The sequence below is a fragment of the Bacillus sp. F56 genome, assembly GCF_001748205.1.
In the GTDB taxonomy this organism is placed as follows: domain Bacteria; phylum Bacillota; class Bacilli; order Bacillales; family Bacillaceae; genus Bacillus; species Bacillus stercoris.
This window is the reverse complement of sequence record NZ_BDFC01000004.1, coordinates 837,916-854,076: the sequence shown is the minus strand read 5'-3', so window position 1 is coordinate 854,076 and position 16,161 is coordinate 837,916. Positions and strand designations below refer to the sequence as shown.

Sequence of the window (16,161 nt, the reverse complement as noted above, 5' to 3'; positions counted from 1 at the left end):
CGCCACGGCTTTTTCTTTAAGATTCGGTCATTTGCAAAAAGGTTTCGGCGTCACGCACAGCCAGCTTGATGGCATTCTCCCAGAAATCGCGCTTCGTGATGTCAGCACCCAAATGCTTCATCGCCAAATCCTCCACGGTCATAGAAGCCGTATCACGCAATAGTGCCATATACTTCTCTTCGAATGTGTCTTTTTCTTCAAGCGCCAGCGCGTAAATACCAAGAGAAAACAGGTAGCCGAATGTATAAGGGAAATTGTAAAACGGCACCCTCGTGATGTGAAAGTGAAGCTTTGATGCCCAAAAAAGCGGATGATACTCTCCTAACGCATTACAGTAAGCCTCTCTTTGCGCCTCTTCCATCAGCTCATTCAATCGGCCGGCCGGTACCACTCCCCGCTTTCGTTCCTCGTAGAATCTCGTTTCGAATAAAAATCTCGCGTGAATGTTCATGAAGAACGCAACGCTTCTTTGCACTTTATCCTCCAGAAGAACAAGCTTTTCTTCCCTCGTCTCGGCCTGCTGGACAGTCGCGTCCGCGACTATCATCTCTGCAAACGTTGAAGCCGTTTCCGCAACGTTCATAGCGTAGGAACGGTTTAACGGCCTGACGTCGAGCATTGCTTCCTGATGGAACGCGTGCCCGAGCTCATGCGCAAGAGTAGAGACATTTGAGGCGCTGCCCGAAAATGTCATGAAAATCCGGGATTCCCCGCTGTCAGGAAAACTGGTGCAAAAGCCGCCGACTCTTTTTCCACTTCTGTCTTCCGCCTCAATCCAGCCGTCCCGAAACGCTTTTTCAGTGAATGAGGACAGCTTTTTGCCAAAAGTTGAAAACTGGCTGGTAATAATATTCGCGGCTTCATCATAGGAATAGGCCTTTCCGTCAGAACCGATCGGCGCCTCAACATCGTACCAGCTAAGCTTTTCAAGACCGAGCATGGATGCTTTCCGGTTCAAAAACTGAACGAACGGCTGCTTGTTTTCAGTGATGACCTGCCACATCGTATCAAGTGTTTCTTTTTTCATCCTGTTGATCTGCAGCGGTTCCTTCAGGACATTCTCCCAGCCGCGCGCTTTATAGGTTTCAAGCCGAAATCCCGCCAAATGATTCAGCGTGCTGCTGAAAAGATCCTGCTTGCTTTCCCATGCTTGATGGAAACGTTCATAAACTGCTTTTCTGACAGCTCGGTCTTGATGGTCCATCATATTCTCCGCCTGACCGACAGACAATTGCTTGTTTTCACCGTTTTCCTCATACGGGATCGTCATTTTCCCGACTACCATATTGTATAAGTCACTCCAAGCGTGATATCCATCCACCGCAAGGTTTCCGATCAGTTTTTCTTTACCTGGGCTAAGCTTTTCGGCAACCCTCTGTCTTCTTTCATTTAATATGTAAGATATATCGCGTAATCCCGGTTTTGTTAGCAATTCATTCCACACGTCTTGATCTACGTCCACAAGTTTATGATCTAATGTAACGAGTGACGATTGAAAATCCGCGTAAAGCCGATTCATAAGCGACTGATGCTCTATAGCCTTTTGATCATTGATATTCTGGGCCTGAAGGCAAGCAACGAAAGCGCCGGCCTGCTGAAGCTTGACGGATGTCTGTTCGAATAAATCTAGCAACGCGACCAGCTCATCAGCCTCTTCAGACGATGCAGGCACCTGAAACGCGTCAGTCATGTCTTGAAATGCACGCAGACTTTGTGACAACTTCTCAATATACCCTTTGAATTCTTCTGATTGGCTCCCACCCTTAAAAAATGAATCAAGATCCCATTTTTGGTCTACCCCTTGCAGCGCCATATCACAAAACCCCTTTCCTTCTTTCGTTATATTATAGAACAATTCTGAATTATTGTATAAAAATTTCTATTACAGGCGTCATTTCGTGTTCAGGATAGTACAATAGCTGTAGCAGTTTAATAGGAGGGTTAGGATGAATAAAAAAATAGCAATCGTAACAGGAGCATCAAGCGGCTTTGGTTTGCTTGCAGCTGTAAGGCTCGCCCGATCATTTTTCGTGATTGCCACATCAAGACAGCCTGAAAAAGCGGAACAGCTTCGGGAATTGGCTGCAGCACACAATGTGTCTGATTCCATTCTCATTACGGCTCTTGATGTCACCGATGAACAATCTATAGTCTCATTCGGAAAAGCCATTAGTGCTTACGCCCCGATCGACCTACTCGTCAACAATGCTGGAACGGCTTATGGAGGATTTATCGAGGATGTGCCGATGGAACATTTCAGACAACAATTTGAAACGAACGTCTTCGGAGTGATCCATGTGACAAAAACCGTGCTGCCTTACATAAGAAAACATGGCGGCGCAAAGATTATAAACGTGAGCAGCATCAGCGGACTGACCGGGTTCCCTGCGCTCTCGCCCTATGTAGCTTCCAAGCATGCATTGGAAGGTTTTTCTGAAAGCCTGCGTATCGAGCTGCTTCCGTTCGGTATCGAAACCGCTTTGATCGAGCCAGGCTCATACAAGACATCGATCTGGTCAACCTCATTATCAAATTTTATGTCGGAGCCTGCTGACGATTCAGCCTATCACCAATACTATAAAAAGATCCTTTCGTACGTTGAAAAAAACGGAGAAGAAAGCGGAGATCCCCAAGAGGTTGCCGACCTCATTTATCAATTGGCAACAACAAAGCATTTAAAAAAATTGCGATATCCGGTTGGAAAAGGCATCAAGCTTACCCTGCTGTTCCGATCGCTTTTTCCTTGGTCTGCGTGGGAATCTATCCTGAAGAAAAAACTATTCAGCTAATCTAAATTATAATTATTATAATTTAGTATTGATTTTTATTTAGTATATGATATAATTAAATTAACAGATCACAAGGAGGACGTTATCTTATGAAAACTGAAAACGCAAAAACAAATCAAACATTAGTTGAGAATTCAATGAACACACAATTATCAAACTGGTTTCTTTTATACTCTAAGCTCCACCGTTTCCATTGGTATGTGAAAGGACCTCATTTCTTTACATTGCACGAGAAATTTGAAGAACTTTATGACCATGCGGCGGAAACAGTCGATACCATCGCTGAGCGCCTGCTGGCGATCGGCGGGCAGCCTGTTGCCACAGTGAAAGAATACGCTGAGCATGCATCTATCACAGACGGCGGAAACGAAACATCAGCCTCAGAAATGGTACAAGCATTGGTTAACGACTACAAACAAATCAGCAGCGAATCTAAATTCATGATCGGCCTGGCTGAAGAAAATCAAGACAATGCGACAGCGGACTTATTTGTCGGATTAATTGAAGAAGTTGAAAAACAAGTGTGGATGCTTTCCTCTTATTTAGGATAACAAAAAAGCTGAACCTTAATTGGGTTCAGCTTTTTGTTTTCTTCTTAGCTTGAGCTGCTTTCTGTCTGCTTCGTCAGTGTCACGTTCAACGTTTTCGTTTTTCCGTTTCGCAGCACTTGGATTGTTGTTTTATCTCCGACTTTTAAGTCTTTGTAAAGGATCTGGCGGATATCCGCGCTGCTTTCCACGTCTTTACCGTTTAGTTTGACAATAACATCCTCAGATTTAATGCCTGCTTTTGCCGCAGGTGAATTCGCTTGAACTTCTTTTACATAAACGCCTTTGCCTAACTGATCTCCAAACAAGCCGAGCGTATTTTCCTGATAGGTTTCAGGAACTTGCGCCATGTCAATCATTTGCACGCCCAAAAACGGACGATCCACTTTTCCGTTTTTCAGCAGCTGGTCAACAATCGGCTCGACATCATTGCTTGGGATCGCAAATCCGAGTGATTCCACACCGCTTTCGCTCACCTTCAAGCTGTTGATGCCGATGACCTGGCCGCTTGCATTGATTAACGGACCACCGCTGTTCCCCGGATTGATCGCTGCATCAGTTTGCAGCACGTTCATTTCCACCGTGCCCTGCGTTGTATCCACATCAATTGTCCGGTTCAGCCCGCTAATGATGCCTTGTGTCACCGTACCGGAAAACTGCTGTCCGAGCGGGTTGCCGATAGCGATTACCTTTTCGCCCGTGCGCAGCTGTGAAGAATCACCAAAGCTCGCCACTTTTTTGACGTTCTTTCCGCTGATTTCCAAAACCGCCAAATCAGTAATGGTATCGCTGCCGACAAGCTTGGCAGTTTCCGTTTCTCCGTTGTATAACGTAACAGTCAGCTTGTTCGCGCCTTCAACGACATGGTTGTTTGTAATGATATACGCTTTATTGCTGTCTTTTTTGAAAATAACACCTGACCCGGTTCCGCTTTCACTTTCTGAGCTGGAGCCGCCTCCCGTGCCGAATGTGTTATTTTGAGAGGTTTGGATATTTGAAATTCCGACAATCGTCGGCTCTAAATCCTCTACCATATCAGCGACGTTTGAAGCGTTCGTTATCGGTGTCGAAGTAAAATTATCAGACTGCACCTGTTTATTTGCAGAAGCGGTCTCGGTCGCCTGATTTTGGTCCGACGGCAGATAAGGCGCAATGCCAAGCATAAGGCCCCCGCCGATAATACCGCCTAAAATCGGACTTAGCCATGCGGCTCTCCGTTTTTTTTCTTTTTTCACAGCCGTTTCTTGCTTTTCCATTTCTAACGCAGAAGCTGTTTCCTGCCGTCCCGCATCATACGACACAGGCGCGTCAAGCAATTCTTGTTCAGAATGTCCTATCAGCTTCTGGTTTTCTGTATGATGCTGTTCTGTATGTGAAGGTTCTGTTTGATGTTGATCGTTTTGGCCATCACGTCGATAATCCATGTTCTTGCACTCCCTTTAACGGTTATTCATTTATCGTTACATATTCATCGCATGTACAAGTTCAATTGTCCCAATAATGAGGAGAAAAGCAAAGCACCAAAATAGAATATGTTTGATCATCCTACATCTTCCTCGCTCTTTTTCTCTTCCTTTCTTCCCTTATACATATCATAAACAAACATTGTGGGATAAAAATGAAAAGAATATGTGAAATTATGAAAATTGCCAGCCGTATGTTAAAACTAGTTTATAATGACGTTGAAAGGATGTGAAGAGCCTTGTCATACACCATTTATCTAGTTGAAGATGAGGATAACCTGAATGAACTGCTGACGAAGTATTTAGAGAATGAGGGCTGGAACATTACATCTTTTACGAAAGGTGAAGACGCCAGAAAGAAAATGACACCGTCTCCCCACCTATGGATTCTCGATATCATGCTGCCCGATACCGACGGCTATACATTAATTAAAGAAATCAAGGCGAAAGATCCTGACGTGCCGGTCATTTTTATTTCCGCCCGTGATGCAGATATTGACAGAGTGCTTGGCTTAGAGCTTGGCAGCAATGACTACATTTCAAAACCATTTCTGCCGCGGGAGCTGATTATCCGTGTGCAAAAACTGCTGCAGCTCGTATATAAGGAAGCTCCGCCTGTACAAAAAAATGAAATTGCCGTCTCCTCGTATCGGGTCGCTGAAGACGCCCGCGAGGTCTATGATGAAAACGGAAATATCATCAATTTGACGTCGAAGGAATTTGATCTCCTGCTATTATTTATCCATCATAAAGGGCATCCATACTCTCGTGAGGATATCCTATTAAAAGTATGGGGACATGACTACTTCGGAACAGACCGGGTCGTTGATGACCTCGTTCGGAGACTGCGCAGAAAGATGCCAGAATTGAAGGTGGAGACGATTTACGGTTTCGGCTACAGGATGATGTCATCATGAAAAACAAACCGCTCGCGTTTCAGATATGGGTTGTTATCTCCGGCATCCTGTTAGCGATATCGATTTTACTGCTTGTGTTATTTTCAAACACGCTGCGAGATTTTTTCACTAATGAAACGTATACGACGATTGAAAATGAGCAGCATGTTCTGACGGAGTACCGCCTGCCGGGTTCAATTGAAAGGCGCTATTACAGTGAGGAAGCGACGGCGCCGACAACAGTCCGCTCCGTACAGCACGTGCTCCTGCCTGAAAATGAAGATGCTTCTTCAGACAAGGATTTAAGCATTCTGTCGTCTTCGTTTATCCACAAGGTATACAAGCTGGCTGATAAGCAGGAGGAAAAAAAGAAACGGTACAGCGCCGACGTCAATGGAGAGAAAGTGTTTTTTGTTATTAAAAAGGGACTTTCCGTCAATGGCCAATCAGCGATGATGCTCTCTTATGCGCTTGATTCTTATCGGGACGATTTGGCCTACACCTTGTTCAAACAGCTTCTGTTTATTATAGCTGTCGTCATTTTATTAAGCTGGATTCCGGCCATTTGGCTTGCAAAGTATTTATCAAGGCCACTCGTATCATTTGAAAAACACGTCAAACGGATTTCAGAACAGGATTGGGATGACCCAGTAAAAGTAGATCGGAAAGATGAAATCGGCAAATTGGGCCATACCATCGAAGAGATGCGCCAAAAGCTTGTGCAAAAGGATGAAACAGAAAGAACTCTGTTGCAAAATATCTCTCATGATTTAAAAACGCCGGTCATGGTCATCAGAGGCTATACACAATCAATTAAAGACGGGATTTTCCCTAAAGGAGATCTTGAAAACACTGTAGATGTCATAGAATGCGAAGCGCTTAAGCTGGAGAAAAAAATAAAGGATTTATTATATTTAACGAAGCTGGATTATTTAGCGAAACAAAAAGTGCAGCACGACATGTTCAGTATCGTGGAAGTGACAGAAGAAGTCATCGAACGATTGAAGTGGGCGCGGAAAGAACTATCGTGGGAAATTGATGTAGAAGAGGATATTTTGATGCCGGGTGATCCGGAGCAATGGAACAAACTCCTCGAAAACATTCTGGAAAATCAAATCCGCTATGCTGAGACAAAAATAGAAATCAGCATGAAACAAGATGATCGAAATATCGTGATCACCATTAAAAATGACGGTCCGCATATTGAAAATGAGATGCTCTCCAGCCTCTATGAGCCTTTTAATAAAGGGAAGAAAGGCGAATTCGGCATTGGTCTAAGCATCGTAAAACGAATTTTAACTCTTCATAAGGCGTCTATCTCAATTGAAAATGACAAAACGGGTGTAACATACCGCATAGCAGTGCCAAAATAGACTGTAGATGTTTTTGCAGTCTATTTTTTTATGTGAAAGAATAGCCGTTAAAATCTCTGTAATTTGTTTTGAGCGGCTGTTTGCATTGATGAACCCATTTTTTCTCTGACAAGGTCTGCTTCGGATATTTGACTTTCTCCACTTTGATACCTCTGTTTCGCAAGCGGCTGATCATTTCGTCCAATTCTCTCATTCTAGATTCACCCTTTCGCTTGAGCTTTGACCATTCGGTCATCTCAATTTATAATATAAATAATACATGATAAAAAAACAAGTTACAATAAGGTTAATTTTATAACAGAAGGTGTGACTATATGGTCATATCCTAGCAGGCCTCAGGGCTCCGAAAGGGTGGAACCATTGAAGGAAAAAGAAAAGCTGATTATTGAAACAGCCTTAAAACTGTTTGCACAAAAAGGATACAACTCAACATCAGTCCAAGAAATCGCAAAAGAATGCAAAATATCTAAAGGCGCTTTTTATATTTATTTTCCTTCGAAAGAAGCGCTTCTTCTGTCTATGCTGAACTACTATTATGATAAAACGTTTACCCGAATTTTAAATATTAAAACGAAGGACGAAAGCCCCAGAACGGCTTACCGCAAACAGCTGACCGTACTCTATGAAAACATCCTTGAACACAAGGATTTTATCAGCATGCAAATGAAGGAAGGTTCTCTGCCTTACACAGAGGAAGTGGAGCAGTGCGCAAAAAAAATCCGCCAGTCCTCACTTCAATTTCATATCGACAGTCTGCTGAACATCTACGGAAAAAAAGCGGAACCGTACACTGCAGAGCTTTGTTTTTTAATAGAGGGCATCAGCCAGATTTATCTGGAATGCATGATTTTGCTCGGGTATGCTGTAAAGCCGTCTCAATTATCTGATATCATTATGAATCGAATTGATGATATGGTAAAAGGCATGTCTGAACGAAACGATAAGCCTTTCATCACATTGGAAGAGGCGAGCTCTTTATTCGGGCCTCTTACGCACGGACGGCCTGACCCGCTGACTGAATCGATTGTGAAAAGCCTACGTGACAAAATTAACAGCTTACACACAAACTCCTCTCTTGAATTATCGGAGAGCTTGGACATACTTGAAGCAGAAATGAAGAAAAAAACACCGAAGCTGGCGATCATAAAAGGAATGATTCATAATCTGATGGAGTCTGAAGCTCTCGCCAAAGATGCGGAACAGCTTAAATATTTATTAAAACAGCAACATATTTAGAAGAACGGCTGCTTAAAAAGCAGCCGTTCTTTCTTACTATTACGCCTTTGGTTTTACCATGTCTTCCGGCTTAACCATTTCGTTAAATTGCTCCTCTGTCAGCAATTCAAGCTTCAAAGCTGCTTCTTTGAGCGTCAATCCCTCTTTATGTGCAAGCTTGGCGATTTTCGCCGCGTTTTCATAACCGATATGCGGGTTCAGCGCCGTAACAAGCATTAATGAATTTGACAGGTTTTCCTGAATGGTTTCTTTATTAGGCTCAATACCGACAGCACATTTATCATGGAATGAATTCATGCCGTCACTGAGCAGCTGCACAGATTGCAGGAAGTTGTAAATAATAACAGGCTTAAACACGTTCAGTTCAAAGTTTCCCTGACTCGCAGCAAAGCCGATTGTCGCATCGTTCCCCATGATTTGCGCTGCGATCATTGTTAACGCTTCGCTTTGTGTCGGGTTGACTTTACCAGGCATAATGGAGCTTCCCGGCTCATTTTCAGGAATGACGATCTCCCCGATGCCGCAGCGAGGTCCGCTTGCGAGCCATCTGACATCGTTCGCGATTTTCATTAAGTCAGCCGCAAGCGCTTTTAATGCGCCATGCGCATAAGTGATTTCGTCATGGCTTGTCAGCGCGTGAAATTTATTCGGTGAACTGCTAAACGTTTGGCCGGTCAGCTTAGTGATCTCTTCTGAGACAAGCTCTCCAAACTCTGGGTGGGCGTTGATACCCGTTCCGACAGCCGTTCCACCAATTGCAAGCGCACGCATTTTATCTGTCGCTTCCAAAATCATTTCCTTCGAACGGTCCAGCATGTGAACCCATCCGCTGATTTCCTGTCCGAGGGTCAGTGGCGTAGCATCCTGAAGATGCGTGCGTCCGATTTTGACAATATCATTGTATGCTTTTGCTTTTTCATCCAGTGTATTGCGAAGCTGATCAAGCGCCGGCACAAGCTGCTCGTAAACAGCCAAAACAGCGGCAACATGCATCGCCGTCGGGAATGTGTCGTTTGAGCTTTGGCTTCGGTTCACGTCATCATTTGGATGAATCGTTTGATCAGAGTTCTTCTCTTTTAATAAAGCAGTCGCACGGTTGGCTACCACTTCGTTCATGTTCATATTGCTTTGTGTGCCGCTTCCGGTCTGCCATACGACAAGCGGGAAGTTGTCATCGTACTTGCCTTTGAGCACATCATCACAAACCGCTGCAATCGCTTCTGCTTTTTCAGCATCCAGATTGCCGAGGCGTTTATTAGCTAAAGCAGTGCTTCGTTTTAAAATTGCAAACGCCTTCACAACACGCATCGGCATTTTTTCAGAACCGATCTTAAAGTTCTCCTTGCTTCGCTGTGTTTGGGCGCCCCAAAATTTATCAGCAGGAACTTTTACTTCTCCCATGGTGTCTCGTTCAATTCTGTATTCCATTTATGTATCCCTCCATAACGGTTGCTTCAATAGATCATAATTCGCCAATGACACAAAAAATCCTTTTTATTTTTCGATCTTGGCAGATTTTAATTTTAATTCAAGATATACGCGGGAATCCTTTGAATATTTGTATTTTGGATTCGTCCTTCCGTACTCCTTTGATGTATAAGAGACATCATAATGCTTTTCAAATGATCTAATGAGCTGTTCAATTTCTTCTTGTTTTCCAGCTAGCCTTACCTGTGCCACTTCGTATCCTCCGCTTTCATAAAAAAACTTATTCCATGAAATACTCTAACACAGTATATCATTTTTTTAACAGGAAAAGATAACCTCTACTAAGGTTTTGGATAAGAGGTGACCTCATTGGAACAAACAGAGTTTAAGGAATATATACACGATAATTTAGCATTGGTGCTGCCAAAATTAAAAGAAAACGATGATCTGGTGAAAAACAAAAAAATGCTTGCGAACGGACTGGTTTTTTACTATCTCTATTTCAGTGAACTGACTGATGAGAATAAGGTGTCAGAAGCCATTAAAACTTTAATTAAAGATGAGGAGACCTTAACGCTTGACCAGGTCAAAAAACGCCTTGACCAGCTTGACGCAAGACCTGTTGAAACCGCAAAAAAAACGATTGAATCGATTCTCAACGGCAATTGTGCTGTGTTTATCAACGGATTGGATAAAGCCTATATTCTGACCACAGGAAAGAAAAAAACAAGAAGCCTGACAGAGCCGACAACTGAAAAAGTGGTACGCGGCCCAAAAGTAGCGTTTGTAGAGGATATCGATACAAATCTCGCTCTGATTAGACAAAGAACCTCTCATCCGAAATTGATCACCAAAAAAATCATGATCGGCGAAAACAAGCTGAAGCCTGCAGCCATTATGTACATTGAAGGCAAAGCAAAAAAGTCCGTCATAAAAGAAGTGAAGGCGCGGCTTAAAAATATCCAGCTGGAAGATATCCAGGACAGCGGAACGCTCGAGGAACTCATTGAAGATAATAAATATTCACCATTTCCGCAGATTCAAAATACGGAAAGACCTGACAAAGTATCTTCAGCCCTGTTTAACGGCCGTGTGGCAATTTTGGTCGACAGTTCACCATTTGTGCTGCTGGTGCCGGTTTCTCTCGGCATCCTGATGCAATCCCCGGATGACTACTATGAACGCTGGATTTCAGCATCTCTTATCCGGTCGCTGCGCTTTGCTTCTATCTTTATCACCTTGTTTTTGTCATCGATTTATATAGCACTTGTTTCCTTCCATCAGGGGCTGCTGCCGACCGCGCTCGCCGTTACAATTTCGGCGAACAGGGAAAACGTGCCGTTCCCTCCGATATTTGAAGCCCTGCTGATGGAAGTCACCATCGAGCTGCTAAGGGAAGCCGGACTGCGACTCCCCAATCCGCTCGGACAGACGATCGGCCTCGTCGGGGGCGTAGTCATCGGACAGGCTGCTGTAGAAGCGAATCTCGTCAGTTCGATTATGGTCATTGTCGTCAGTGTCATTGCCCTGGCATCCTTTACCGTTCCTCAATACGGAATGGGTCTGTCTTTCCGGGTGCTGCGTTTTATTTCGATGTTTTCCGCCGCTATTTTAGGGCTGTACGGCATTATTTTATTTATGCTTGTCGTTTATACGCACTTAACGAGACAAACGAGCTTTGGGTCTCCGTATTTTTCGCCAAACGGATTCTTTAGCCTGAAAAATACGGATGACTCCATTATCCGTCTCCCAATTAAAAACAAACCAAAAGAGGCGAATAATCCAAATGAGCCAAAAACAGACTCCACTGAAACTTAATACCTTTCAAGGTATTTCTATTGTTGCAAATACAATGCTTGGGGCCGGACTTTTAACATTGCCGCGAGCGCTGACCACTAAGGCTAATACGCCTGACGGCTGGATCACGCTGATATTAGAAGGTTTCATTTTTATTTTCTTCATTTATTTAAACACGCTCATTCAGAAAAAACATCAATACCCTTCACTCTTTGAATATTTGAAGGAAGGGCTTGGGAAATGGATCGGCAGCATCATCGGCCTTTTGATCTGCGGCTATTTCCTCGGCGTAGCCAGCTTCGAGACACGGGCAATGGCTGAAATGGTGAAGTTTTTCCTGCTGGAGAGAACCCCAATTCAAGTCATTATTTTAACGTTTATTTGCTGCGGTATTTATTTAATCGTCGGGGGTTTAAGTGATGTGTCGCGGCTGTTTCCCTTTTATTTAACGGTAACCATTATTATTTTGCTGGTTGTGTTTGGGATCAGTTTTAAAATTTTTGATATTAATAATTTGCGTCCTGTTTTAGGCGAAGGCCTTGGACCCATTGCAAACTCCCTTACCGTCGTTTCCATCTCTTTTTTAGGAATGGAAGTGATGCTGTTTCTTCCTGAACATATGAAGAAAAAGAAATACACGTTCAGATATGCGTCTCTAGGATTTCTGATTCCGATTATCTTATATATCCTTACGTATATTATCGTTGTCGGAGCTTTGACCGCTCCCGAGGTAAAAACGCTGATTTGGCCGACTATTTCTCTCTTTCAGTCCTTTGAGCTTAAAGGCATATTTATTGAACGGTTTGAATCATTTTTACTGGTGGTCTGGATCATCCAGTTTTTCACAACATTTGTCATTTACGGATACTTTGCCGCTAATGGGTTAAAGAAGACATTCGGATTATCGACTAAAAAAAGTATGGTGATCATCGGCATAACGGTCTTTTATTTTTCTCTTTGGCCGGATGACGCCAATCAAGTCATGATGTACAGCGATTATCTTGGATATATTTTCATCTTCCTGTTTCTGCTTCCCTTCATTCTCTTTTTCATTGTAGCTCTCAAAAGGAGGATTACAGCAAAATGAAAACCCGGATTTTATGTATGTTTATATGCACCCTATTGCTGTCCGGATGTTGGGACAGCGAGAATATCGAGGAATTAAGTTTGGTCATCGGAGTAGGCCTAGACAAGCCCAACGATAAAAATTTAGAGCTGACACAGCAGATTCTCGTGCCGAAAAAAATCAGCGCCAAGGAGGGCTCTTCATCTGACCCGACACAGCTGTCTATCACAAAGGGTGAAACTGTCCATCAAATGATGAGAACCTCTGCATTAAAGCATAATCCTACGTTTTCACAGCATTTGCGACTTATTCTGCTTTCCAAGAGCGTGATTGCGGATGAGATTGGAATGGACGCGATCATTAACCAGTTTGTCAGAGACAACGGAACAAGGAGGAGTTCCTACGTCTTTATCACCAACGGCCGAACTAAGGATATATTTAAAATGAATGATGAAGGCGAACCCGCATCCAACGTGATATATGATTTGACAGAGAATAATAAGGTGTCAATCAGAATGATGGAGCCAGTTACATTGGGGGAGATCTCAGAACACTTAACCTCTGACGATTCATTCCTCATCCCTCATGTCGGTAAGGAAAACGGCAAGCTCGCGATAAACGGAGCCTCTATCATAAAAAATAAATTATGGCACCGGGATCTCACTCCGATTGAGGTTCAAAATGTCAACTTATTTTCAGGCACTGTCGAAGGAGGCGTCATTGACTTGAAGCGCCATGGCCATCTCTTTTCTTATGAAGTATATTCGAGCAATCGGAAAATCAAGACGGACTACAAGGATGGAAAGTTTAAATTCACTGTCACCCGCACTATTGAAGGTCGTCTATCTGAGGACTGGAATCCAAATGAAGATTCGTTTAAGGATTCATATATTAAAAGCATTGAAAAGACAGTCGAAAAACAAGTACACAAAACAGTAACGACATTTATTACAGAGAAGCTGCAGAAAGACATCAAAGCGGACGTAACCGGATTGGGAAACCAAGTCAGAATTCATTATCCTCAAAAGTGGAAAAAGATCGCAAGAAAATGGGACGATGATTATTTCAGCAATGCGGAAATAGACTACCGGGTCAATGTGATCGTCAGAGACTTCGGAACGAAAGGCGCAAACAAATAGGAGCCGCCTATTTTACGAGATGATTTCGATGCGCGTACACCGCCGCCTGCGTCCGGTCACTGACATCCAGCTTTGATAAAATATTCGTAATATGTGTTTTGACTGTTTTAATCGTAATAAACAGTTCCTCGCCTATTTCTTTGTTTGTTTTTCCTTCTGCGATCAGGCAAAGTATTTCGAGCTCCCGTTTCGTAAGTGATTCATGCGGGAGCGCGTTTTCACCTGAGTGGCGCAGCCTGGACAATACTTTTCCCGCCACTTTTGATTCCAGCATTGGCTCTCCTTTGCTTGCGGCGCGAATGGCATCGGCGATTTCTGCCGCTTTTGAGGTTTTCAACAGATAGCTGAGCGCGCCAGCTTCAATAACCGGGTACACTTTGTCATCATCAATGAAGCTTGTGAGAACAATTATTTTCGGGTCGGAAAGCTCCCGGCAAATTTGCTTTGTAGCTTCGATGCCATCCATGCCTTCCATGACTAGATCCATTAAAATGACATCAGGCAATAGTTCCGCAGCAAGCCGAACACCTTCGCCGCCGTCCGATGCTTCGCCGATGACTTCAATATCTGGCTGCGCCTCCAAAAAAGCCGCGAGCCCCATTCTGACCATTTCATGATCATCAATCAATAATACTCGAATCACGTTCGTTCTCTCCTTTTTCTTCCGGGAAAATCGGGACCTTCACTTCGATTTGTGTGCCTTTTCCTTCTACTGAAATCACTTCGGCGACCCCGCCGATTTCACTTGCACGTTCTTTCATAGAATTTAAGCCGTATGAGGATGCTTTCACCTGACCCATTTTAAAGCCTTTTCCATTATCAATCACCTTCAGACGGAGCTGACTGTTCTTTATACCCAGAATCACGGTTACTTTAGACGCTTTTGAATGTCTAAATACGTTTGAAAGGGCCTCCTGCACGATTCTGAACAAGTGGTCTTCAACACCCTTGGATATTTTTGTGTCCTGAATATCCCACTCAATATCAAGCGGCTGCTTTTTTCGGAACTCGTCCAAAAGCTCCGTAAGGCCCTCCTTCAGCCCTTTTCCTTCAAGGGTGACAGGCCGTAAATGGAGCAGCAGCGCCCTCATCTCATTTTGGGCTTCACCTGCCATATGCTCGACCATCTTGATCCGCTTGACTGTTTTATCATCAGCATCCTTGACATGTTCCAGCACGGCTGATGTCATCATCGATATGGCAAAGAGCTGCTGGCTGACAGCGTCATGCAGGTCTCTGGCCAATCGCTGGCGTTCTTCCGATATGACCGACTTCTTCATTTGCGCCTGCCATTCCGCACGTTCATTGGAAAGCTTCTGCAAGGATGCGACTTGAAGCTCCACGCGCTTCGCCATTTCGTTCAGCTGATCGGCGGCCAGGCCGATTTCATCATCTCCGAGCGGCGGTATCCGATAAGCGAAATTGCCGTTTTCAAAGGTTAAAATCGATTCAATTAATGTATCAACCCTTGTCTTCAATCGGTTGCCGTACATATACCCTGAGGCGAAACCGATCGTCACGCTGATCAGCAGCAAAATCAGGATAAACGGTATTCCGAACCAGCTTGATGACAGCAAAATACGCGGATCGAGCCGGTAGTAAAACATCATAAAGGTAATCATGCAGGCAAAAAGCAGGAGGCTGATTCCCGTTGTCATGCGGATGGCGCGCCATTGAAGACTGGCAAGCAGTTTTTTTCTCATACGTACTTCACATCCACATCACCGATAAATAGGGAAACGGATACTTTGACCCGGCGCTTTGACTCGCTGAAATCAGTTGACGCGGCATATACCTTCGTGCTTAATCCGCTTTTCTTCGAGCCGATCAGATTGATGTCACCTATGAAAACAGCCGAGCTGACAGCCACTTCAAGGTCCGATGGCACATAAATATCAACGTTTCCAATGACTCCGCTAATGACGATTGTACTCTCTCCCTCGGGAATCATCGCTTTAGATAAATCGATTTTGATATCACCGATAAAACCAGAGACATTTAAATCATTCAGGTCAAACGGCTGCTTCATCATTTGCAGCTCGCCGATAAAAAAACTGCGCATGTCAGGCTGTTTCACATCTTTCGGCGGCTCATGATGTTCTTTTTTATTGAGGTTGACCCGTTTCTCATTCGGTTCGAATATCGGCTTCCCTTTGACAAGCCTGTAGCCGGCGTAAATCAGAAATGCGGCAAACGCATAGCCGAATAAATTAAAGGTGATGCTGAAGAGGTTTCTCAATAAAAGAAACGCGGCAAAGATATACATGACCGAGCCAAGCCAATCACGGGAATATTTTTTAAGGAAATAGCCGGCAATCAGAAAAAAGAGCGGCCAAAACAGCAGATCGCCTATTCCGATAATTTGCAAAAACATACTGATGCCGAATAAAGCAATAATAAATCCAAGAAGCTGTTTTTTTGTCATT

At 43.8% G+C, this 16,161-nt stretch carries 16 protein-coding genes; 8 read left to right on the top strand and 8 right to left on the bottom strand.

The window, feature by feature from the left end; all coding sequences use genetic code 11:
• Positions 1-16 precede the first annotated feature (16 nt).
• Entirely contained in the window at positions 17-1,813 is a 1,797-nt protein-coding gene (locus BFW96_RS04385; protein ID WP_069838762.1) for a M3 family oligoendopeptidase, read from the bottom strand.
• Positions 1,814-1,946: 133 nt separating this feature from the next.
• Here BFW96_RS04385 and BFW96_RS04380 point away from each other — a divergent pair, with 133 nt between their 5' ends.
• Together BFW96_RS04380 and mrgA are read left to right on the top strand one after the other, a co-directional pair.
• Positions 1,947-2,789, top strand: a complete 843-nt coding sequence (locus BFW96_RS04380; RefSeq protein ID WP_069838761.1) for an oxidoreductase — start codon at positions 1,947-1,949, stop codon at positions 2,787-2,789.
• Between the two features lie 89 nt (positions 2,790-2,878).
• Positions 2,879-3,340 carry a metalloregulation DNA-binding stress protein MgrA gene (mrgA, locus tag BFW96_RS04375; protein WP_069838760.1) on the top strand — a complete coding sequence of 154 codons (462 nt, stop codon included), beginning with the start codon at positions 2,879-2,881 and terminating at the stop codon, positions 3,338-3,340.
• A gap of 44 nt (positions 3,341-3,384) precedes the next feature.
• Here mrgA and htrB read toward each other — a convergent pair whose 3' ends face one another.
• Positions 3,385-4,761, bottom strand: a complete 1,377-nt coding sequence (htrB, locus tag BFW96_RS04370; RefSeq protein ID WP_069838759.1) for a serine protease Do-like protein HtrB — start codon at positions 4,759-4,761, stop codon at positions 3,385-3,387.
• A gap of 278 nt (positions 4,762-5,039) precedes the next feature.
• Here htrB and cssR point away from each other — a divergent pair, with 278 nt between their 5' ends.
• Positions 5,040-5,717, top strand: a complete 678-nt coding sequence (gene cssR, locus BFW96_RS04365) for a two-component system response regulator CssR (RefSeq protein WP_003228529.1) — start codon at positions 5,040-5,042, stop codon at positions 5,715-5,717.
• On the top strand, positions 5,714-7,069 hold the full coding sequence (cssS, locus tag BFW96_RS04360) for a two-component system sensor histidine kinase CssS (protein WP_069838758.1): 1,356 nt from the start codon (positions 5,714-5,716) through the stop codon (positions 7,067-7,069). Before cssR ends, cssS begins: the two co-directional genes overlap by 4 nt.
• 28 nt (positions 7,070-7,097) lie before the next feature.
• Here cssS and spxO read toward each other — a convergent pair whose 3' ends face one another.
• Positions 7,098-7,262, bottom strand: coding sequence for an anti-adapter protein SpxO (gene spxO, locus BFW96_RS04355; RefSeq protein WP_003221681.1), 165 nt, complete (start codon positions 7,260-7,262; stop codon positions 7,098-7,100).
• Positions 7,263-7,429: 167 nt separating this feature from the next.
• Here spxO and BFW96_RS04350 point away from each other — a divergent pair, with 167 nt between their 5' ends.
• Positions 7,430-8,305: a TetR/AcrR family transcriptional regulator gene (locus BFW96_RS04350; RefSeq protein ID WP_069838757.1), complete on the top strand. Its 876-nt coding sequence runs from the start codon at positions 7,430-7,432 to the stop codon at positions 8,303-8,305.
• Positions 8,306-8,344: 39 nt separating this feature from the next.
• On the opposite strand, the gene fumC is transcribed toward BFW96_RS04350, so the two are convergent.
• Both fumC and BFW96_RS04340 read right to left on the bottom strand, forming a co-directional pair.
• A complete protein-coding gene (gene fumC, locus BFW96_RS04345) occupies positions 8,345-9,733 on the bottom strand; it encodes a class II fumarate hydratase (RefSeq protein ID WP_003228523.1) in 1,389 nt (462 codons plus the stop codon).
• A gap of 66 nt (positions 9,734-9,799) precedes the next feature.
• Positions 9,800-9,985 (bottom strand): YvzF family protein, encoded by a 186-nt coding sequence (locus BFW96_RS04340; RefSeq protein ID WP_003221676.1) that lies wholly within the window; start codon positions 9,983-9,985, stop codon positions 9,800-9,802.
• A 117-nt stretch (positions 9,986-10,102) separates the two neighbouring features.
• Between BFW96_RS04340 and gerAA the strand changes: the two genes are divergently transcribed.
• The 3 genes from gerAA to gerAC are packed head-to-tail and all read left to right on the top strand — an operon-like array spanning position 10,103 to position 13,735.
• A complete protein-coding gene (gene gerAA, locus BFW96_RS04335; protein ID WP_032726836.1) occupies positions 10,103-11,551 on the top strand; it encodes a spore germination receptor protein GerAA in 1,449 nt (482 codons plus the stop codon).
• Entirely contained in the window at positions 11,520-12,617 is a 1,098-nt protein-coding gene (gerAB, locus tag BFW96_RS04330; RefSeq protein ID WP_069838756.1) for a spore germination receptor protein GerAB, read from the top strand. The genes gerAA and gerAB overlap by 32 nt, the downstream gene beginning before the upstream one ends.
• Positions 12,614-13,735 carry a spore germination receptor protein GerAC gene (gerAC, locus tag BFW96_RS04325; protein WP_069838755.1) on the top strand — a complete coding sequence of 374 codons (1,122 nt, stop codon included), beginning with the start codon at positions 12,614-12,616 and terminating at the stop codon, positions 13,733-13,735. Before gerAB ends, gerAC begins: the two co-directional genes overlap by 4 nt.
• Before the next feature lie 7 nt (positions 13,736-13,742).
• On the opposite strand, the gene liaR is transcribed toward gerAC, so the two are convergent.
• Genes liaR through liaF form a run of 3 tightly spaced genes read right to left on the bottom strand, consistent with a single transcriptional unit; the run spans position 13,743 to position 16,160 of the window.
• Positions 13,743-14,378 carry a two-component system response regulator LiaR gene (liaR, locus tag BFW96_RS04320; protein WP_040081859.1) on the bottom strand — a complete coding sequence of 212 codons (636 nt, stop codon included), beginning with the start codon at positions 14,376-14,378 and terminating at the stop codon, positions 13,743-13,745.
• Positions 14,356-15,438: a two-component system sensor histidine kinase LiaS gene (liaS, locus tag BFW96_RS04315; protein ID WP_069838754.1), complete on the bottom strand. Its 1,083-nt coding sequence runs from the start codon at positions 15,436-15,438 to the stop codon at positions 14,356-14,358. Before liaS ends, liaR begins: the two co-directional genes overlap by 23 nt.
• The gene (gene liaF / locus BFW96_RS04310) at positions 15,435-16,160 is read right to left on the bottom strand and encodes a LiaRS two-component regulatory system accessory protein LiaF (protein WP_069838753.1); all 726 of its coding nucleotides are present in this window, start codon (positions 16,158-16,160) and stop codon (positions 15,435-15,437) included. The genes liaS and liaF overlap by 4 nt, the downstream gene beginning before the upstream one ends.
• Position 16,161: the final 1 nt, after the last annotated feature.

What these genes read in the sequence shown, in the direction of transcription:
- BFW96_RS04385 (WP_069838762.1), bottom strand. Translation starts at nt 1,813, where the DNA reads ATGGCGCTGCAAGGGGTAGACCAAAAATGGGATCTTGATTCATTTTTT.
- BFW96_RS04380 (WP_069838761.1), top strand. Translation starts at nt 1,947, where the DNA reads ATGAATAAAAAAATAGCAATCGTAACAGGAGCATCAAGCGGCTTTGGT.
- mrgA (WP_069838760.1), top strand. Translation starts at nt 2,879, where the DNA reads ATGAAAACTGAAAACGCAAAAACAAATCAAACATTAGTTGAGAATTCA.
- htrB (WP_069838759.1), bottom strand. Translation starts at nt 4,761, where the DNA reads ATGGATTATCGACGTGATGGCCAAAACGATCAACATCAAACAGAACCT.
- cssS (WP_069838758.1), top strand. Translation starts at nt 5,714, where the DNA reads ATGAAAAACAAACCGCTCGCGTTTCAGATATGGGTTGTTATCTCCGGC.
- spxO (WP_003221681.1), bottom strand. Translation starts at nt 7,262, where the DNA reads ATGAGAGAATTGGACGAAATGATCAGCCGCTTGCGAAACAGAGGTATC.
- fumC (WP_003228523.1), bottom strand. Translation starts at nt 9,733, where the DNA reads ATGGAATACAGAATTGAACGAGACACCATGGGAGAAGTAAAAGTTCCT.
- gerAB (WP_069838756.1), top strand. Translation starts at nt 11,520, where the DNA reads ATGAGCCAAAAACAGACTCCACTGAAACTTAATACCTTTCAAGGTATT.
- gerAC (WP_069838755.1), top strand. Translation starts at nt 12,614, where the DNA reads ATGAAAACCCGGATTTTATGTATGTTTATATGCACCCTATTGCTGTCC.
- liaS (WP_069838754.1), bottom strand. Translation starts at nt 15,438, where the DNA reads ATGAGAAAAAAACTGCTTGCCAGTCTTCAATGGCGCGCCATCCGCATG.
- liaF (WP_069838753.1), bottom strand. Translation starts at nt 16,160, where the DNA reads ATGACAAAAAAACAGCTTCTTGGATTTATTATTGCTTTATTCGGCATC.